Origin of the sequence: Hoeflea sp. AS60, from assembly GCF_038900115.1 — a bacterium.
GTDB lineage: Bacteria > Pseudomonadota > Alphaproteobacteria > Rhizobiales > Rhizobiaceae > Hoeflea.
The window spans coordinates 1,815,429-1,830,066 of sequence record NZ_JBBMQP010000002.1 but is presented as its reverse complement, the minus strand read 5'-3'; the positions used below and the strand labels follow the sequence as shown (position 1 = coordinate 1,830,066).

At 54.4% G+C, this 14,638-nt stretch carries 13 protein-coding genes and 1 pseudogene; 3 read left to right on the top strand and 11 right to left on the bottom strand.

Features of this window, described 5'->3' with window-relative positions; translation table 11 throughout:
• Positions 1–561, top strand: a 561-nt coding sequence (locus WNZ14_RS19145) for a UTP--glucose-1-phosphate uridylyltransferase (protein ID WP_342870205.1), incomplete at its 5' end; no start/stop codon positions are given.
• Positions 562–611: 50 nt separating this feature from the next.
• Here the strand turns inward: WNZ14_RS19145 and WNZ14_RS19140 are convergent.
• The gene (locus WNZ14_RS19140) at positions 612–746 is read right to left on the bottom strand and encodes a hypothetical protein (RefSeq protein ID WP_342870204.1); all 135 of its coding nucleotides are present in this window, start codon (positions 744–746) and stop codon (positions 612–614) included.
• Between the two features lie 381 nt (positions 747–1,127).
• Here WNZ14_RS19140 and WNZ14_RS19135 point away from each other — a divergent pair.
• Positions 1,128–1,304, top strand: a pseudogene (locus tag WNZ14_RS19135) (IS6 family transposase); the annotation flags it as partial.
• A 170-nt stretch (positions 1,305–1,474) separates the two neighbouring features.
• On the opposite strand, the gene WNZ14_RS19130 reads toward WNZ14_RS19135, so the two are convergent.
• The 10 genes from WNZ14_RS19130 to WNZ14_RS19085 form a co-directional block, all read right to left on the bottom strand.
• Positions 1,475–1,894 carry a response regulator gene (locus tag WNZ14_RS19130; protein ID WP_342870203.1) on the bottom strand — a complete coding sequence of 140 codons (420 nt, stop codon included), beginning with the start codon at positions 1,892–1,894 and terminating at the stop codon, positions 1,475–1,477.
• Positions 1,895–1,937: 43 nt separating this feature from the next.
• Entirely contained in the window at positions 1,938–2,564 is a 627-nt protein-coding gene (locus WNZ14_RS19125; protein ID WP_342870202.1) for a response regulator, read from the bottom strand.
• On the bottom strand, positions 2,564–4,810 hold the full coding sequence (locus tag WNZ14_RS19120) for a PAS domain S-box protein (protein ID WP_342870201.1): 2,247 nt from the start codon (positions 4,808–4,810) through the stop codon (positions 2,564–2,566). Before WNZ14_RS19120 ends, WNZ14_RS19125 begins: the two co-directional genes overlap by 1 nt.
• A 251-nt stretch (positions 4,811–5,061) precedes the next feature.
• Complete coding sequence (locus WNZ14_RS19115; protein ID WP_342870200.1) at positions 5,062–6,207, bottom strand: response regulator; 1,146 nt, start codon at positions 6,205–6,207, stop codon at positions 5,062–5,064.
• Positions 6,204–6,659 carry a response regulator gene (locus WNZ14_RS19110; protein ID WP_342870199.1) on the bottom strand — a complete coding sequence of 152 codons (456 nt, stop codon included), beginning with the start codon at positions 6,657–6,659 and terminating at the stop codon, positions 6,204–6,206. The genes WNZ14_RS19115 and WNZ14_RS19110 overlap by 4 nt, the downstream gene beginning before the upstream one ends.
• Positions 6,656–8,560 carry an ATP-binding protein gene (locus WNZ14_RS19105; protein WP_342870198.1) on the bottom strand — a complete coding sequence of 635 codons (1,905 nt, stop codon included), beginning with the start codon at positions 8,558–8,560 and terminating at the stop codon, positions 6,656–6,658. Before WNZ14_RS19105 ends, WNZ14_RS19110 begins: the two co-directional genes overlap by 4 nt.
• Positions 8,557–9,465, bottom strand: a complete 909-nt coding sequence (locus tag WNZ14_RS19100) for a response regulator (RefSeq protein ID WP_342870197.1) — start codon at positions 9,463–9,465, stop codon at positions 8,557–8,559. Before WNZ14_RS19100 ends, WNZ14_RS19105 begins: the two co-directional genes overlap by 4 nt.
• On the bottom strand, positions 9,462–10,283 hold the full coding sequence (locus WNZ14_RS19095; protein WP_342870196.1) for a histidine kinase dimerization/phospho-acceptor domain-containing protein: 822 nt from the start codon (positions 10,281–10,283) through the stop codon (positions 9,462–9,464). The genes WNZ14_RS19100 and WNZ14_RS19095 overlap by 4 nt, the downstream gene beginning before the upstream one ends.
• Complete coding sequence (locus tag WNZ14_RS19090; RefSeq protein WP_342870195.1) at positions 10,280–10,687, bottom strand: response regulator; 408 nt, start codon at positions 10,685–10,687, stop codon at positions 10,280–10,282. Before WNZ14_RS19090 ends, WNZ14_RS19095 begins: the two co-directional genes overlap by 4 nt.
• A gap of 1 nt (position 10,688) precedes the next feature.
• Complete coding sequence (locus WNZ14_RS19085) at positions 10,689–12,821, bottom strand: ATP-binding protein (protein WP_342870194.1); 2,133 nt, start codon at positions 12,819–12,821, stop codon at positions 10,689–10,691.
• Between the two features lie 254 nt (positions 12,822–13,075).
• Here WNZ14_RS19085 and WNZ14_RS19080 point away from each other — a divergent pair, with 254 nt between their 5' ends.
• Positions 13,076–14,380: an EAL domain-containing response regulator gene (locus WNZ14_RS19080; protein ID WP_342870193.1), complete on the top strand. Its 1,305-nt coding sequence runs from the start codon at positions 13,076–13,078 to the stop codon at positions 14,378–14,380.
• Positions 14,381–14,638: the final 258 nt, after the last annotated feature.

The following is a 14,638-nucleotide window of genomic DNA, read 5'->3' as shown; positions in this document are numbered from 1 at the left end:
CAGGCGCCACTTGGTCTTGGTCATGCCGTTTGGTGTGCCCGCGATATTATCGGCGACGAGCCTTTTGCCTTGCTGCTTCCCGACATGGTCATGCGCCACAGTGTCGGATGCCTTTCCGGCATGGTTGAGCTTTACAAGAAAGTTGGCGGCAATATTGTCGCAGTGGCGGAATGTGATCCGGCGCTGGCTCACAAATACGGCATCGTTGGCAAGGGCGAGGAACTGGACGGCGGCTTCCGCATCACGCAGATGGTTGAAAAACCTGCCGAGGGGACCGCGCCATCAAACTTCTATATCAACGGCCGCTACATCCTGCAGCCGGAGATCTTCGATATCCTGTCGAAGCAGGAACGTGGAGCGGGCAACGAGATCCAGGTGACCGACGCAATGCTGAAGCTGGCGGACGATCAACCTTTCTCGGCCTATGCTTTCGCTGGTGACACCTACGACTGCGGATCCAAGGCCGGATTTATCCTGGCCAATGTCGCATTCGCGCTTGAACGCGAGGACATCAAACCGCTGGTGGCGGAAGAGCTGAAAAGCCTGATTGCAAAAGCCTGACCACCATCAACCGATAGCAAGATGAGGCGCCGACCTGAAAAGGCCGGCCCTCATCTGCGCAACTTGAGGCCTAGTCCGAGACGGGCTGTTTCTTCGTCGGTGCCGCCAGCTTCCCTGGTCTTCTCGTAGCTCGCATCTGCTTCCAGATCGAGATATCGACCAGCGCGCTCCGGCCTTTGAAGCAACCATTCCTATCCGCGACTGACATTGGCGACGGATATCATTCCTACCGTTTGTGACCACCAATCTCATTGGTAGTGCGGATCTAACAGAACACTGATCGGTTGCTGCGGCAGAAGGCCGATCTAATAAGCGGTAGCCTCAGGCGACCGAAATTTGCTCTCTTTCACCGCCATTTGCCGTTTCTGCCGACAGGATTGATAAAGGGGCACGAACCTTCGGTGTAGATGGCACAAATGAATGTCCGCTATTACACGTCTCAACCCCACAAGCGGTCATTCCCCTCCCGGCCCCAAACGAGCCGGGCGGGAATTCGCCTCTATCTCGGCCGTTCCGGTGGACTCTGCCTCAACCCAGAAGCGGACCTAAGGGCGGCTCCAGCTGTAGATATGCCGAAAGTTGGCGGCTTTGGATCATTCAATTCAGCGCGACAAACTATCGCTGGCTATGAGGCGATGCTGTGGTTGAGGAAGGGATTCGGCTTATCCGGCGGCTGGACCGTCAACGACCAGAATGATCTGCCGGCGCGCCTCTTCGGACTTCAGAAGGTTAACAAAGTATGAAAACGGAGCAAACCACGGGGTAATTGCGGCCGAGGAAAATACTTGCGACACCCCCAAATTAACAAACGAGAAAAGTAGGAATGTGACCGCAAAACCAGGTCCGAAACCTAACTGCAAGGCGTGTCAGATCTTGGTGGAAATACCGCGTCAAATCTCGGTGGAAATCAACATCATGGCAATGGTAAGTCGCGGCCGGAAGTCATACCCGCGATCAGATCGGCCAGTTCATCACCATCAATTGGTTTTTCCAACCATATGATGGGATCCAGCAGATCGCCAGGCGGGGTTTTTACCAGTTCCAATCGGCCTGACATCACGATGGCGGGATGACGGATGCCCTTCGCGCGAAGCATCGCAAGAAGCTCCACGCCGTTTCCGTCGTGCAAATGAACGTCGAGAATGAGGACAGCATTGGGCTCGTCAAATAGCTGCTCTGCAAAGTCTCTCGCGGACAAGGACGTATGCACCTTTGCGCCGGCAAGGGTCAGCACGACCTCCAAGGACTCAAGCACCGGCGCATCGTCGTCGACAATGTAGATTACCGAGCCCGACAGCACGCCCCGCTGAAAGTCTGCATGATTGTTAGTCATCGCCAATTTTCAGCCAGAATGCATGGCACCGCAATGCGTATAACTACTTAACGTCCAACCCAAGGCCGGCCTCACGGGCCAACATCAACAATTCTGCCAAAGTTCGTGTGCCTGCTTTGCGGACGATGTTGGCACGGTGAATTTCAACGGTTCGGCGAGAGATGCCAAGTTTGTCGCCGATCAACTTGCTTGAACATCCCGATGCAACCATGTCCAGCACCTCCATTTCTCGGGCCGAGAGAGACGTCAGCCTTTCCTCAGCCAGTTGACGTGCCATCCGTTTCTCGCGTTGAACACGACCATGTTGCAGGGCATTTGCGACCGTATCGAGCAACAACTTGTCATCAAATGGCTTTTCGATGAAATCGAAAGCTCCCAGTTTCATGGCTTCAACGGCCGACCTGACTTCGCCATAGGCGGTTATGATGACGATCGGAAGAACTGTGGTTTCAGCCTTCAACCGCTCCTGCAGCTCCAACCCGGTCATCTCCGGCATTTTCAGGTCAAGGACGAGACATCCTGCCTCCGGTTTGGCTGCCTCGAGAAAGGCGCGTGCGGAACGAAAGGACATGACGTGGTAGCCTTCGGTTTCAAGAAGTATTGTCAGAGAGTCCAAGACGCTGAAATCGTCGTCGATAATGTAGACGGTAGTGTCAATAATGGGCATCATCAGGCCTGCTGCTTTGGTAATGTAAAGCGGAACGTGGCACCGCCGAGGTCGCTGTGAACTTCCATCTTGCCGCCATGGGTCTCTACAATTGACCGGGAGATGGTCAGCCCTATTCCCATGCCATCTTCCTTGGTCGTGGAGAACGCTTCAAAGAGGTGGGTCCAGGCATCGTCGCTGAGACCTGGACCGGTATCGCCGATGATCACTGCAACGAAGTCTCCAGCATCTGCGGTTTCAACTGTCAGGGTACGGGTCGAGCTTTTTTCCATAGCCTCGACCGCATTGCGCAAGAGGTTTGCTACCACCTGTTGAATCTGAATCCGGTCTATCGGTATTGTAGAAAGCTGTTCGGCGTAATTGCGCTTTATCTCTATCGGCTGTTTCGGTTTTTCCAGAAGAGCCGCTTCCAGTCCTTCTTCGATGACCTGATTGATATCCGCACGTTCGACCTTCTGCTCCCTGTTGCCAATGAACTTGCGAAGACGACGAATGATGCCGCCGGCGCGTTGCCCCTGATCGGCGGCCTTGTCTATGTATTTAATAACATCATCGTCGGCGGGAAAGTCGCGTTTTGCCAGAACACGTCGGGCAGAGCGGGCATAATTGACCATCGCCGTTAGGGGCTGGTTGAGTTCATGGGCCAAAGCGCCAGCCATCTGACCAGCCGCATTGATCCTGGACGCATGCGCTGCTTCCGCCTGGAGCCGCCGGAGGCGTTTTTCATCCGTCAGTTTCTGGGTAATGTCGCGTCCAATGCGCGACACTCCAACAACCAGTCCGGCAGCATCCCTGATCGGCGCCATGGTCAGCGACACGTCATGCGCGATCCCACTCTTGTCGATCTTTACGGTTTCGAATTCGGAGATTTTTTCTCCTTTGGCCACGCGGCGCATGCCTTCAACCAATTCCTCGCGGCGATCTTCCGGAACCAGACTATCTATCTGCATGCCGATCGCTTCGGTTGCGGTATACCCGTAGAGCTTTTCAGCAGCCGGATTCCAGGAGTTGATAGCACCATTGAGGTCGACGCTCACCATTGCATCGACAGAGGAGTTGACGATAGCTCCGAGGAGAGCTTCCTTCTCCAGATAGCGCCCGAAAGCCCGAGCAATTGCGCCTGCCTCGCCATCTGCAGAGTCTGGAAGGTGCACCGGTCGCCCCGCACCTGCGTCACCAATAGCGCCAACAATCGCGCGCAGCGGACGGGTGAGCGAGGCAGCAATACCGACAGCTGCGACAATGGCGAACAACGTGGCCAGAAAACCGGTGATCATACTTGATTTGGCTATCGTGGACTTCGCGCCGAGCAAGGTTGACAGCGGTATCATCTGGATAAGCGTTACCGGCAGCTCTCCGGCAAGGCGAGTGGGCCACGCCGCATACGCCAATGGCGTGCCATCCTGTGCTGTGGTCAGGCCAGTTGCCGGTTTCTCCGAGCTTTCCACTCCACGCAGTGAAGGCCAATCGTTTTGAAAAAGGGATGGATCGCCGAATTCAAAGTCAAAGGCTTTGCCCGGCTCCGGGCTGATCAGGTATTTACCCTCACGGTCAATCAGGTAGATCGAGCTATCCCGAGGCGCTTTCTTCGGCAATTGCTCAAGCACCTGACGCATGTCCAGATTGATGATTATCATCCCCGGTGAGGATCCAGTTGCGAAGGGTAGCGGCGTGGCGATACGCAAGGTGGGAATGTAAGGCTTTTCCAAAGTCCCATATTCGCGATTATAGTTCAGGTCCGATACGTAGATGGCATCATTTGGAAGTGCCATAACTGCGCTGAAATAGTCTCGACCCGCCTTGCTCTGGAGCTTCTCATCGGGAACAACCTCCAGCGAACCATCCAGCCCTTGCCGATTAACGCGAACGAGTTCTCGTCCATCGTCATTGGCTCCGATGAGCCGGATCTGCGCGTATCTTTGCTTGGCTCTTCCGATTGCCAAAAAGTCAGCAGAGAGTTGCTGACGCAAGGCATTGATGTCTTTCCCGCCGACCACACCGCCGGTTCTGTTTAACTCGGCTATGTTTGAAACAACTTGCATATGGCTCAAGGCAAACACGTCTTCCTGCGCATTGCCCACATAATCGTCGAGGCTATCGGCAAGCACTCCCGCTTGAGCTTCGAGGTTCTGGAATGCGATTGGAGTGATCGTGTTCACACTACGCTTGTAAATAAGTATCCCGGTCGCGGCTGCGGTTAGAATCGCCAAAGCGGACATTGTAATCACAAGTCGGAGCATAAGGCTCATGGCAGGTTATCCGCATAGAGCCGTTTTCTCACATCAATTGAGCAGGCTCTCTTTGCCACGTTTCCCTTGTCTCCCAGCAAGTTCAATATCTTATGCTTATGTGAAACGATTTTCTCCGGACTTCTCTTGGTATATAAATTCGGCTGCTATCATAACAAGATTCAACACTACTTCGGTTTTGAAGGCAATTCAATATTAGGATGGTCTCATGCAGTTCACGATTGCATGTGGGCGCGCACGCCTGAATAGGTTCAGAGGGTCTTCCAAGCCTCAGCAAAGGTGGTGATGTCCGTTTGAAGCTGGGTCCAACCGCCCCCAAGCATTGAGCCTTCGGAAACCAGGACCTGCTTTCCGCTTGCAAGTTGCCACACAGAATCCACGGGCTTTGCAGCGTCGGTGGCCGGGCAGGGAGTTCTGCCTTGCACGAGATCGAGTTCGGTCATCTTCTGAATCACAGATGACCAGGAGTTACCGGTTCGCAAGAGAATGGAAAGTTCGGGGTATAGCTTGCGATAAGCGTCGTTCACACCAATGATCTGGTCTGAAGCGTCAACGATTACAAAGCCCTGAGCCAACGCTTCGATAGCTTCGCGAAGCTGCGCCTCTGCAACTTCGGCTCGCAGATAGGTCTCGACAATCAAGGTTTCGTCGGTTGCGGTGCCGCGATAACCCGCAAATTCGCCATCCCTGTCAAAGACGGGAATCCCGTTCATTGACACATGATATTCCTGTCCGTTCGGTGACTGGAAACCGAAGCGGAAATCGTGAAACGGCTTGTGGCTGTCCATTGTACGCAGGTGTTCGCGCCAATTTTGGTCATGTTCAGGATCGGCCTGAACAGCTTCGCAATGGGTTCTTTTCAAACTGCGCAGCGGGGCTGCCCATTCTGCCTGATCCCGTCCCGCGATATCAAGGCTAAGCCGGTGGTCACGGTCTGTTTCCCAGACCCAGTCCGCCGTAGAAACAACCATATCGCGGAACCTGATGTCGCTTTCCCTGCGCGCCCTTTTTTGTTCAGCTGCCTTGAGCTCACGGCGGATAGCCGGCACCAGCCGGGACAGATTGTGTTTCAGGATAAGGTCGCTGGCGCCGTCGCGCATGAGCGAAACCGCAACTTCCTCTCCCACGGCACCCGATACCACGATAACCGGCAGGTCAGGATCCTTCGTCTTGACCAGATCCAGAATGTCGGAGAAATGTGTTCTGGGCAGATTGTAGTCCGAAAGAACAATGTCCCATGCGTGGTTTGGCAGCACATCTGCAGCCGACGCAAAGTCGGTGGCTATTTCCACCTTGGCAGCTTGGCCACCTTGCTTGAGTGCACGCAGCAATAATTCGGCGTCGTCGGCGTTGTCCTCGATGATCAGTATTCGGGTTTCTTCTTCCGGGCCGCTCATGCCTTTGCCGTCTCCTGAGGCAAGTCCGGGCACTGGTTCAAGACCAGCCAATAGATCCCGAGCTGACGTGCCGCCTCCACGAATTGCTCAAAGTTTACAGGCTTTCTGACATAGCTGTTGCACCCGATCTTGTAGCCAGTCGCGATATCCTGCTGTTCCTTTGACGACGTCAGCACGACGACCGGAAGCATGCACCTGACCACGTCGGCGCGAATGCGACGCAACACCTCCAGCCCACTGATTTTTGGCAGATTGAGATCCAGAAGAACGACTTGTGGTACCAGCGGACCCTTGTTCTTGTAAGGACCTGTTCCGAACAGCAGGTCGAGCGCTTCGGCACCATCGCGCGCGACAATGATCTCGTTGAGAATATTATTCTTGCGAAACGCCCTGATTGTAAGCGCTTCGTCATCAGGGTTGTCTTCGACCAGAAGTATCGGCTTGGATGTCATGATCGTTCCTTTCCGAGTGTGAAGTAAAAGGTCGCGCCCTTGTCCGGCGCGGCTTCAGCCCATATTCGTCCGCCATGTCTGTTGATGATGCGCTGTGTGGTGGCCAGGCCTATCCCGGTGCCGGAGAACTCCTCCTCCGGGTGCAGGCGATGGAATGCATTAAACAACATGTCTGCGTAAGCCATGTCGAAACCGGCACCATTGTCCCTGATAAAGAAAGGCTTCCCCGCGATGGTCCTGTCCTGACCGAAGGCAATGTGTGCATCTGCCTTGCCAGAGGTGAATTTCCAGGCATTACCAAGCAGATTCTCGACCAGGATCCGGACCAGACGGGGATCACCGTAACCTCTGATATCGTCAGGGATTGTCCAAGCGACTTGTCTGTCGGGTTCCTGAGCCTGAATACCGTCTGCTACATCCCGTACTTCCGTGCTCAGATTGATGTGGCTTGCCTTGATGGTGCTGCGGCTTACACGCGACAACGCCAGCAGATCATCAATCAACTGCCCCATGCGTTGGGCCGCCTTGCGTACGCGGTCGAGATAGTTGCGACCGGTCTCGTCGAGACGCTCACCGTAGTCATCCAGCAAAGCCAGAGAGAATCCGTCAATCGATCTCAACGGAGTTCGAAGGTCGTGCGATACCGAGTAGGAGAACGCTTCCAGTTCCGAATTGACAGCCGCCAGGCTCTGATTGTCGAGATCAAGTCGTCGGTTGAGGTCGAGCACCATGTCTTCGTCATGAACGCGACGATGCCAGTGATAGCCAGTCCCTATCGCGATGACCAAAAGCGCGAGATAGATTGCGGCCTGGAATTTGCGCAGGCGAAGCCCGTTCCCATCAATAATCTCTGAATACCGTTCAGGCGATAGATGGGCGACAACATACCAGTTGGGTGAAATCACATTGTTCGATAACCCGACCTGATCACCCGTTTGGCGGTTCAACCGATTTGTAGACGCAAAAGTGAAATGACCGGCGGCGGTTGTGAACTGTCCAATATCCGAGGTGTCAGAGACCGCCCGCTTCCAAGCCTCGGGAAAGGATGTGGCAAACCCGACGGCCTCGCGTTCGGGATACATGAAACCCCACTCGGTTGCAGGATCTGGTCCCTTGAGCCAATACCCGTTCTCATCAACAAGCCAGATCTCGCTGTTGCGCAGAGCGGCTTCTTGGCTCATTTCGTCGAGTTTGGACTGGGCTGGCCTATTTACGGCGACTATGCCTCTGGTCTGGCCTTCAATGTCATGGACAGGAGCCGCAAACCTGAGCATCGGCCTTATCGGCTGCTCGATCCTGCCGTTTTCGACGTTGAGATCAAGGGGCGAGACATAAGCTGTGCCTGCGGGCAATCCGATGGAATCGCGGAAGTAATATCGCTTCGTTTTTGACTGCAGTTCGTCTGGCGGAAACGCTCGCACCGATCCATCAGGATGCCTGTCGATGCGGACCAGTTCATCGCCAACCTTGTCTATGAGACGAATTGAATCGTATTCCGGCTTGTGGCTCAAGAACGAAACATATTGCTCCGATAGGCTGGACCTGTTTTCAAGGCTTGTGTCCGCCAGCCAATCCTGCAGCATTTGCTCGCGCGCCAGAAACCGGATGTCAGATATGCCCGAAGAGATACCGGAGTTGAAATTGACGACAATGATCTCTGCGATCTGCTCCTGCACCTTGTCTGTGATCAGGCGCTGAGCTTCCTGGTCTTTCACAGAGACAAGCCCGAAAAAACCTGCGGTGATTGCCGCAAGCGGGACAAAGACGAGCAGCGAGCGAACCGGAATGGAACCCCATCCCGCTACGGGAAGCGATTGTCTTATTCGGGCCAAACGCCCTAAGTAGGGGCGGATAAACGGCTTGCTGCGGCCAACATGCGAAGCAGCCGCTGGTTCGGTCATGACGCCGCCGTTTTGGCCATGCCGCTGTGTGCAGACAGATGCTTTTTGACCTCTTCGATCAGGTCGTCCATGAACAGGGGTTTGTAGAATATTTTAGTCGGTCCGCCAAAACCAAACAGGTCGTCGTCTCTCAGGGTCGTTTTCTTGCCAACGCTTGTATCACCGGTAACGACGAGGACGGGGATGCCGGCGGTCCGTTTGTTTGCGCGCAGCCGCCACAACATATAGTGCCCCCCACCTTCGGGCATCAGATAGTCGGAAATGATGACATTGGGTAGCTCTCGACTTGCCATCCTGTAGCCGTCTACGGCGTTTTCCGCCGTGAATACGGTCGCGCCGAGTTTGCGTAGCCGCGGCTCGAGGAATCGAAGCATATCCTTGTCGTCTTCGACCAGCAGGATGCGCGGCCCATCGGAAGGCACCCCGGTGGTCTTTTTTTCAAGCGACTTTTCAATTTGCTGTGCACGCGTGTCATATTCGGGCGCCTTGATGCCCAATTCCCGGCTCAGGATCGAGCCGATGGTCTCCCATGCCTGCGAGGACTTGAGAACATGGTAGGTTCCCAAGGCATCACAGCGCTCCAGGGTCTCCTGATCTTGGTTTCCGGTCAGCACGATGACATTGAGCCTCGGTCGACCTGGATCCAGCAACCAGTCGCAGACGTTGAAACCGTCAATCTCTGGCATGTTGATATCGACGATCACGAAGTCCGGGAAATCCTGCTTTGCTTTCAGGATGGCCAGCAATCCATTGCTGGCCGTAATGACCTCTGCCCCCATTCTTTTGCAGCGGGCAGACAGCACGCGCACGACGCCGGGATCATCATCGGCAATCAGTATCTTTGGCGGGCCTTTGGTGGGCTCCGCAAAATCCGGCTCTGCCTCGTTATGTTGACTTGGATTCATAGGTTATCCCCCCGCACTGGGCTCACTTCTTCAAGAAACTGATCTTTCCGGCCTTGGTCCTGCTGATCAGCCGCCGTGTCTGACACTGCTGGCAAAAACATGGTGAAAGCACCGCCTTTCATGTGACGGGTGCAATTGATATGCCCTCCAGCGTGGCCGATCAGAGCGTCGGCCACCAAAACTTTGAAAGCGGCGTCTGAATTCTCCAACGCCACCTGGCTCGCCGGGTCGGTGACAGTGGCCAATATTTTTTCCGTCCTCACTGGTAGATCTGATCTCACCATTGCCAAGTGGATGCCTCGGCCCTCATTGGCCGGTGCCCCAATCACGAAGATCTGGACTGGACAGGTGGCTGTGTTTGACAGTTCTGTAACGATTGCGGTGATGGCGCGCTTCAGGGCTGAGTGGCTGCATCTTGTGATCGGGGTTTCAGGATCACAATGCAAAGTGAGCGCGTTGTCCCGCTGGCTGACGATAGCCTGCAATACGGGTTCGAGCTGGTCGAGAACATCCGCAATGGCAAGCTGACGCGGGTTTGCATCAGACGGCTGCATCGAAATCCGATTGAGCTCGTGGTAATCCGCAATATAGCCTTCTATCTCGACGACGCGCTTCGAAATCAGGCGCAGGAAGTCGATGGTTTCCGTGGGGTCCTCGGAGTTGAAATCCTCACGCAGGAGATTTGCAAGCTCTGCGATCACTGCAAGTGGTGTCCTGCAATCATGACAGAGCGCATTTATCAACCTTGATCGCGCCGCTTTCGATCGGTGAACCGCGGGCTCGATTGGCAGGGTGTCAAGGGCGGGTGTTGCTGTCATGAAGTCACACCCTCGATTCGGGAAAATACCATCTCGGCCATGTTGCGAACCGCTCCTGCCTGAAACGGCTTGGTCATCGGAGGCAGCATTCTGATACCCAGGTCCTCACCCGACAGCTCCAGGGTTTCGAGTTCCTGCTCGCTTCGTCCGCTGATGAGTTGAACCCAGCCATTGCAGCGACGCTCCGCCAGGAGGTTCAGCACATGGCCGCCGTCGGAATGCAAAAGTCCGACGTCGAGCACGATCAGGTGCGGGCAGGTGTGATCGAGAGCCTCTTTGACTTCGTTCAGGCTCGAGCATTCGAGCACATTGAAGCCTGCGCGGGACAGCGAATGCCGAAGCACGCGGCGCAGGTCCGGATCATCGTCGACGAGGAAACAATGTTTTACCTCAGTTTCGGTCATCTCAGCTCTTCCCAACGCTCGGCACGTTTGCATCACCAAGAGAGCTGGCCAGATTGTTCGACGCACACTCCATCCGTTCGAGGGCCAGCCTGAGCTTCACCGCGAGCTCTTGCCGCCTGTACGGTTTTCGGAGCACTGGCGCCTGAGTTGTCATCGCCAGCTTCTCGTACTCCTCCGTGTAACCGGTGGTCAGCAGGACCCTGAGACCGGGTTGGAGACCTTGGGCCTCTTCGACCAATTGAAGTCCGTTTGTACCGCCGGGCAGAATGAGATCGGAAAAAATGAGATCTATTCCATTGGTTTTCTTGAGTGCGGCCATGGCCATCGCGGCATTGTCCGCCTCGATCACGGAGTAGCCCAGCCGCGCGAGCAGCCGAGCAACGAACCGGCGAACCTCGATCTCATCCTCGACCAGCAGGATCCGCTCGGATCCCTTTGGCATAGGTTCTTGTGATTGGGTTTCAGGCACTCTTGGTTTCGGCTTCTCTGTCGTAACTGGAAGGAAAAGGTTCACGCTGGTCCCTTCGGAGGGCTCGCTCTCTATGCTGACGTGACCGCCCGATTGTTTTGCAAATCCATAGACCATCGCGAGTCCCAGTCCGGAGCCGCGACCAACATCCTTGGTTGTGAAAAAGGGCTCGAACGCCTTGGCAAGGACGTCGGGAGACATGCCGATACCGGTATCGCGCACAGTGACCTTGATGTATGCGCCTGGGCCGAGGTCGGCGGGGCGCTGCCCGTCGGTTTCCCACAAGACGTCGCTCGTGATGACAAGCTTGCCACCATTGGGCATCGCGTCCCTGGCATTCACGGCAAGATTGAGAAGGGCTGATTCAAACAGGCATCGGTCGATCATGGTCAGGTGTTCTCCGGATTGGTCATCTGTGACGAGCTCAACCGGCTCGCCGAGCGTTCGTCTGAGCATGTCTGCAAGTGAATGGAGGACCTGACCGATCGCCAGTGGTTCCGGGCTGAGCGCCTGTCGGCGGCCGAATGCCAGGAGACGTTGGGTGAGGACCGCGCCGCGCTGTGCGGTACTCATGACGAGTTCAATGGCTTGTCTCAGTTCCCCGTCTTCAATGTCTTCGAGAAGAATTTCTGAATTGCCGAGAATGATTGCCAGTAGATTGTTGAAATCATGAGCTATTCCGCCTGTCAGGTGGCCGATCGCTTCCATTTTCTGGGCTTGGCGGAGTTGGGATTCCAACTCAACGCGCTCGCTGACGTCAGCCATGATGCCGACATGCTGTGTAATTTCGCCCGCCTCGTTGCGCACTGGCGAGACGGTGAGTTCATTGCTGAACGTGCCGCCATCTTTGCGATAGTTGATGAACATTCGGCGGCAGGTGCCACCCGATTTGACAGCTTCGCGGATGTCGTTGATTTCGGGCTTGGCGGTATCTTCACCGGCAAGAAATCGCGGGTTCTTGCCCATGGCTTCCTCGGCACTGTAGCCGGTTAGGCGCTCGAAGGCCGGATTGACGTAAATCAGCGGGTCGTCCAGCCGCCTGGCGTCGGTGATCATGATGCCCTGCTCAAGCGCTTCGAGCGCGCGGTTGCGCAATTTCAGGGTTGCTTCAAAACGCTGCCTTTCCCAGACCGCAGCCAGAATGAAGGCGATCGTCCGCAAGAAACTGATTTCCGCCTCGTCGAACTCACCCGTATCTTCACGCGCAGTTATGGTCAGGACTCCGGCACGCTGATCGCGATTGCCGATCGGAAGAGCGAGGCCATTTCCGCCAACCCTTGTTCTGGCACCAAAGACGTTGAGCGCGTCGCCACGGGCAAACCTGACAGCGTCTTCGGCATAGATGGCTTCATAGAGAGGGCGGCAGACGGCTGCGGGAACTGACTTTCGCCCGATTGTATTCGCTGGCCAGCCGCACCCTCCGCATAGCCGAAGCGTGCGTCTGTCTTCTGAGATCTCAAAGATACCAACCTGGTCGGCACCCATCGCTGCAGCAACTATGCGCGCGCTGTCGCTGAACAGGAGATCGATTTCGGCTGATCTCAATGCAAGCTGAGTGATCTGGGAGAGGGCAAACTGGCGCGCCTCGCTTGCCTCGCGGTATTGCCGATTGTCTGAAACGGAGGAGCGCGCAGATGAGCTGAGCGAACTCTTGTTGTTTCCCACTATTTTTATCCCCCGGTATTCGCTTCAACCATTATCGCAGGTCGGATTTGCAGGCTTCCTCAACGCAAATACTTTGCGAACAATAACGCTGCGATTACAGGATTGAAAACATATGAATGTTAGGGGGCTAGTATTAGCTACGTATATATTACTAGCGTCAATGAACAGTTGGTCAAATAGGTATTCTTACAGATATGTGATGCGTAGCAGTAGTGTTAGTTTTTTTCGAATCACATGTGATTGGAGGTGCGGCGTTGGTTGATCAAGATACTTTGGCTGACTTTATTGTGCCTAGCTGTTTTGTGATGCCTGGAAGGATTGCAGTTGTCGATGACGACGCGGATTTCCGGCAGGTTTTTCTGCTTCTTCTCGCGAGGCTAGGTGCAGTAGGTGTTGAACTCGGCCCGAGCGCAGATCTGGTCGACAAGATCATGCAATTCAAGCCACGGCTGGTCTTTCTTGACCTCAGTCTCGGTACAGATGATGCTGTTGGAATTCTCAGGTCACTCGCTCGACGCGGATTTCCCGGGAAGGTGTCGCTGGTGAGTGGGCATGATTCGCAAATTCTCGACGAAGTCAGTTCCTTTGGAGCGCGCAACGGAATTGCCATGCTGCCGTCAGTGGAGAAGCCGGTTGACAAGGACAAACTGATCGGTGTTCTGCAAACGGCGACCAGGCATGAAGGGCAGCCTGCCAATTCCTTCCAGGCGAAACACACTCCACCTGTGCGGATGAATTTGGCAGAGGCATTGAAAAACGGATGGATGACTGTCTGGTACCAACCGCAATACGACATTGCCACCAGGACGGTTTGTGGTCTTGAAGCGCTTGCCCGCCTTGAGCACCCCAAATTCGGCATCGTTCCGCCAGAGAGTTTTCTAGGCGATGCGACGGATGAGGCCATGGAGGAGCTGACGGCCTTCGTCTTGTCGCAGGTCGCCCATGATTCAGGACGCCTGGGAACAGCCCACGGCTCATTGCGGATTTCCGTCAATGTCCCACTGCATGTCATGCAGAAATCGAATTTTTTGAGTCTCGTCCAAAGATTGTGGATTGGCCCGACTGGTGCGCGGCCTCTCATCTTGGAAGTCACAGAGGACGGGGTCTCGACGGAACTCGACAAAATCACCGACCTTGGCCTGCAACTCCGTCTCTATGATGTAAAGCTGTCACTCGACGACTTCGGTTCCGAGTTTTCTTCGTTTCATCGACTTCGGCAGATACCGTTTGCGGAACTCAAACTCGACAAAAACTATGTAATGGGCTGCGGAAGTCGCGAGGATCTTGGTGCTATCTGCCGTTCAACAGTGGATATCGCCAGGCATTTCGGACTTCAGAGCGTGGCCGAGGGTGTCGAGTCTTTAGACGATCTGCAAATGGTTGCCACTGCCGGCTTTGATATAGCTCAGGGCTACTTGTTTCATCGGCCCGTTCCGCTGCCAAAGATAATGGAACTTCTGTCCGAAGAAGCCGCATCAAGTCCTGAGCAGAATGGAGAGGCTGACCTGAACCGCAATTTTGGTAGTCGGTCGACTGGCGTTTCTCGGACATCGTGTTGATGCCGCTTGAAATTGATATGCAAGTATTTGAAATTATTTTTTGATTTTTGAATCAATTTGAAAATAAAATAGTCAAAAATAACAATAGTAAATCAAAAAAAGCATCATAATATTATACATATAAAATATATATGCATGAATCAGTATTCTTGTTTGGTTAAAATATTGATAATTTTAGGCATTTTTACGTATATTCCGATTTCTATAATAATGTATATTTAGTTATGGCTAAATATCTAAATTTTGTTTGGCAAATCT

Bases quoted from the DNA above. Each gene is read 5' to 3' on its own strand.
- WNZ14_RS19130 (WP_342870203.1), bottom strand. From the start codon at position 1,894: ATGACTAACAATCATGCAGACTTTCAGCGGGGCGTGCTGTCGGGCTCG.
- WNZ14_RS19125 (WP_342870202.1), bottom strand. From the start codon at position 2,564: ATGATGCCCATTATTGACACTACCGTCTACATTATCGACGACGATTTC.
- WNZ14_RS19120 (WP_342870201.1), bottom strand. From the start codon at position 4,810: ATGAGCCTTATGCTCCGACTTGTGATTACAATGTCCGCTTTGGCGATT.
- WNZ14_RS19115 (WP_342870200.1), bottom strand. From the start codon at position 6,207: ATGAGCGGCCCGGAAGAAGAAACCCGAATACTGATCATCGAGGACAAC.
- WNZ14_RS19110 (WP_342870199.1), bottom strand. From the start codon at position 6,659: ATGACATCCAAGCCGATACTTCTGGTCGAAGACAACCCTGATGACGAA.
- WNZ14_RS19105 (WP_342870198.1), bottom strand. From the start codon at position 8,560: ATGACCGAACCAGCGGCTGCTTCGCATGTTGGCCGCAGCAAGCCGTTT.
- WNZ14_RS19100 (WP_342870197.1), bottom strand. From the start codon at position 9,465: ATGAATCCAAGTCAACATAACGAGGCAGAGCCGGATTTTGCGGAGCCC.
- WNZ14_RS19095 (WP_342870196.1), bottom strand. From the start codon at position 10,283: ATGACAGCAACACCCGCCCTTGACACCCTGCCAATCGAGCCCGCGGTT.
- WNZ14_RS19090 (WP_342870195.1), bottom strand. From the start codon at position 10,687: ATGACCGAAACTGAGGTAAAACATTGTTTCCTCGTCGACGATGATCCG.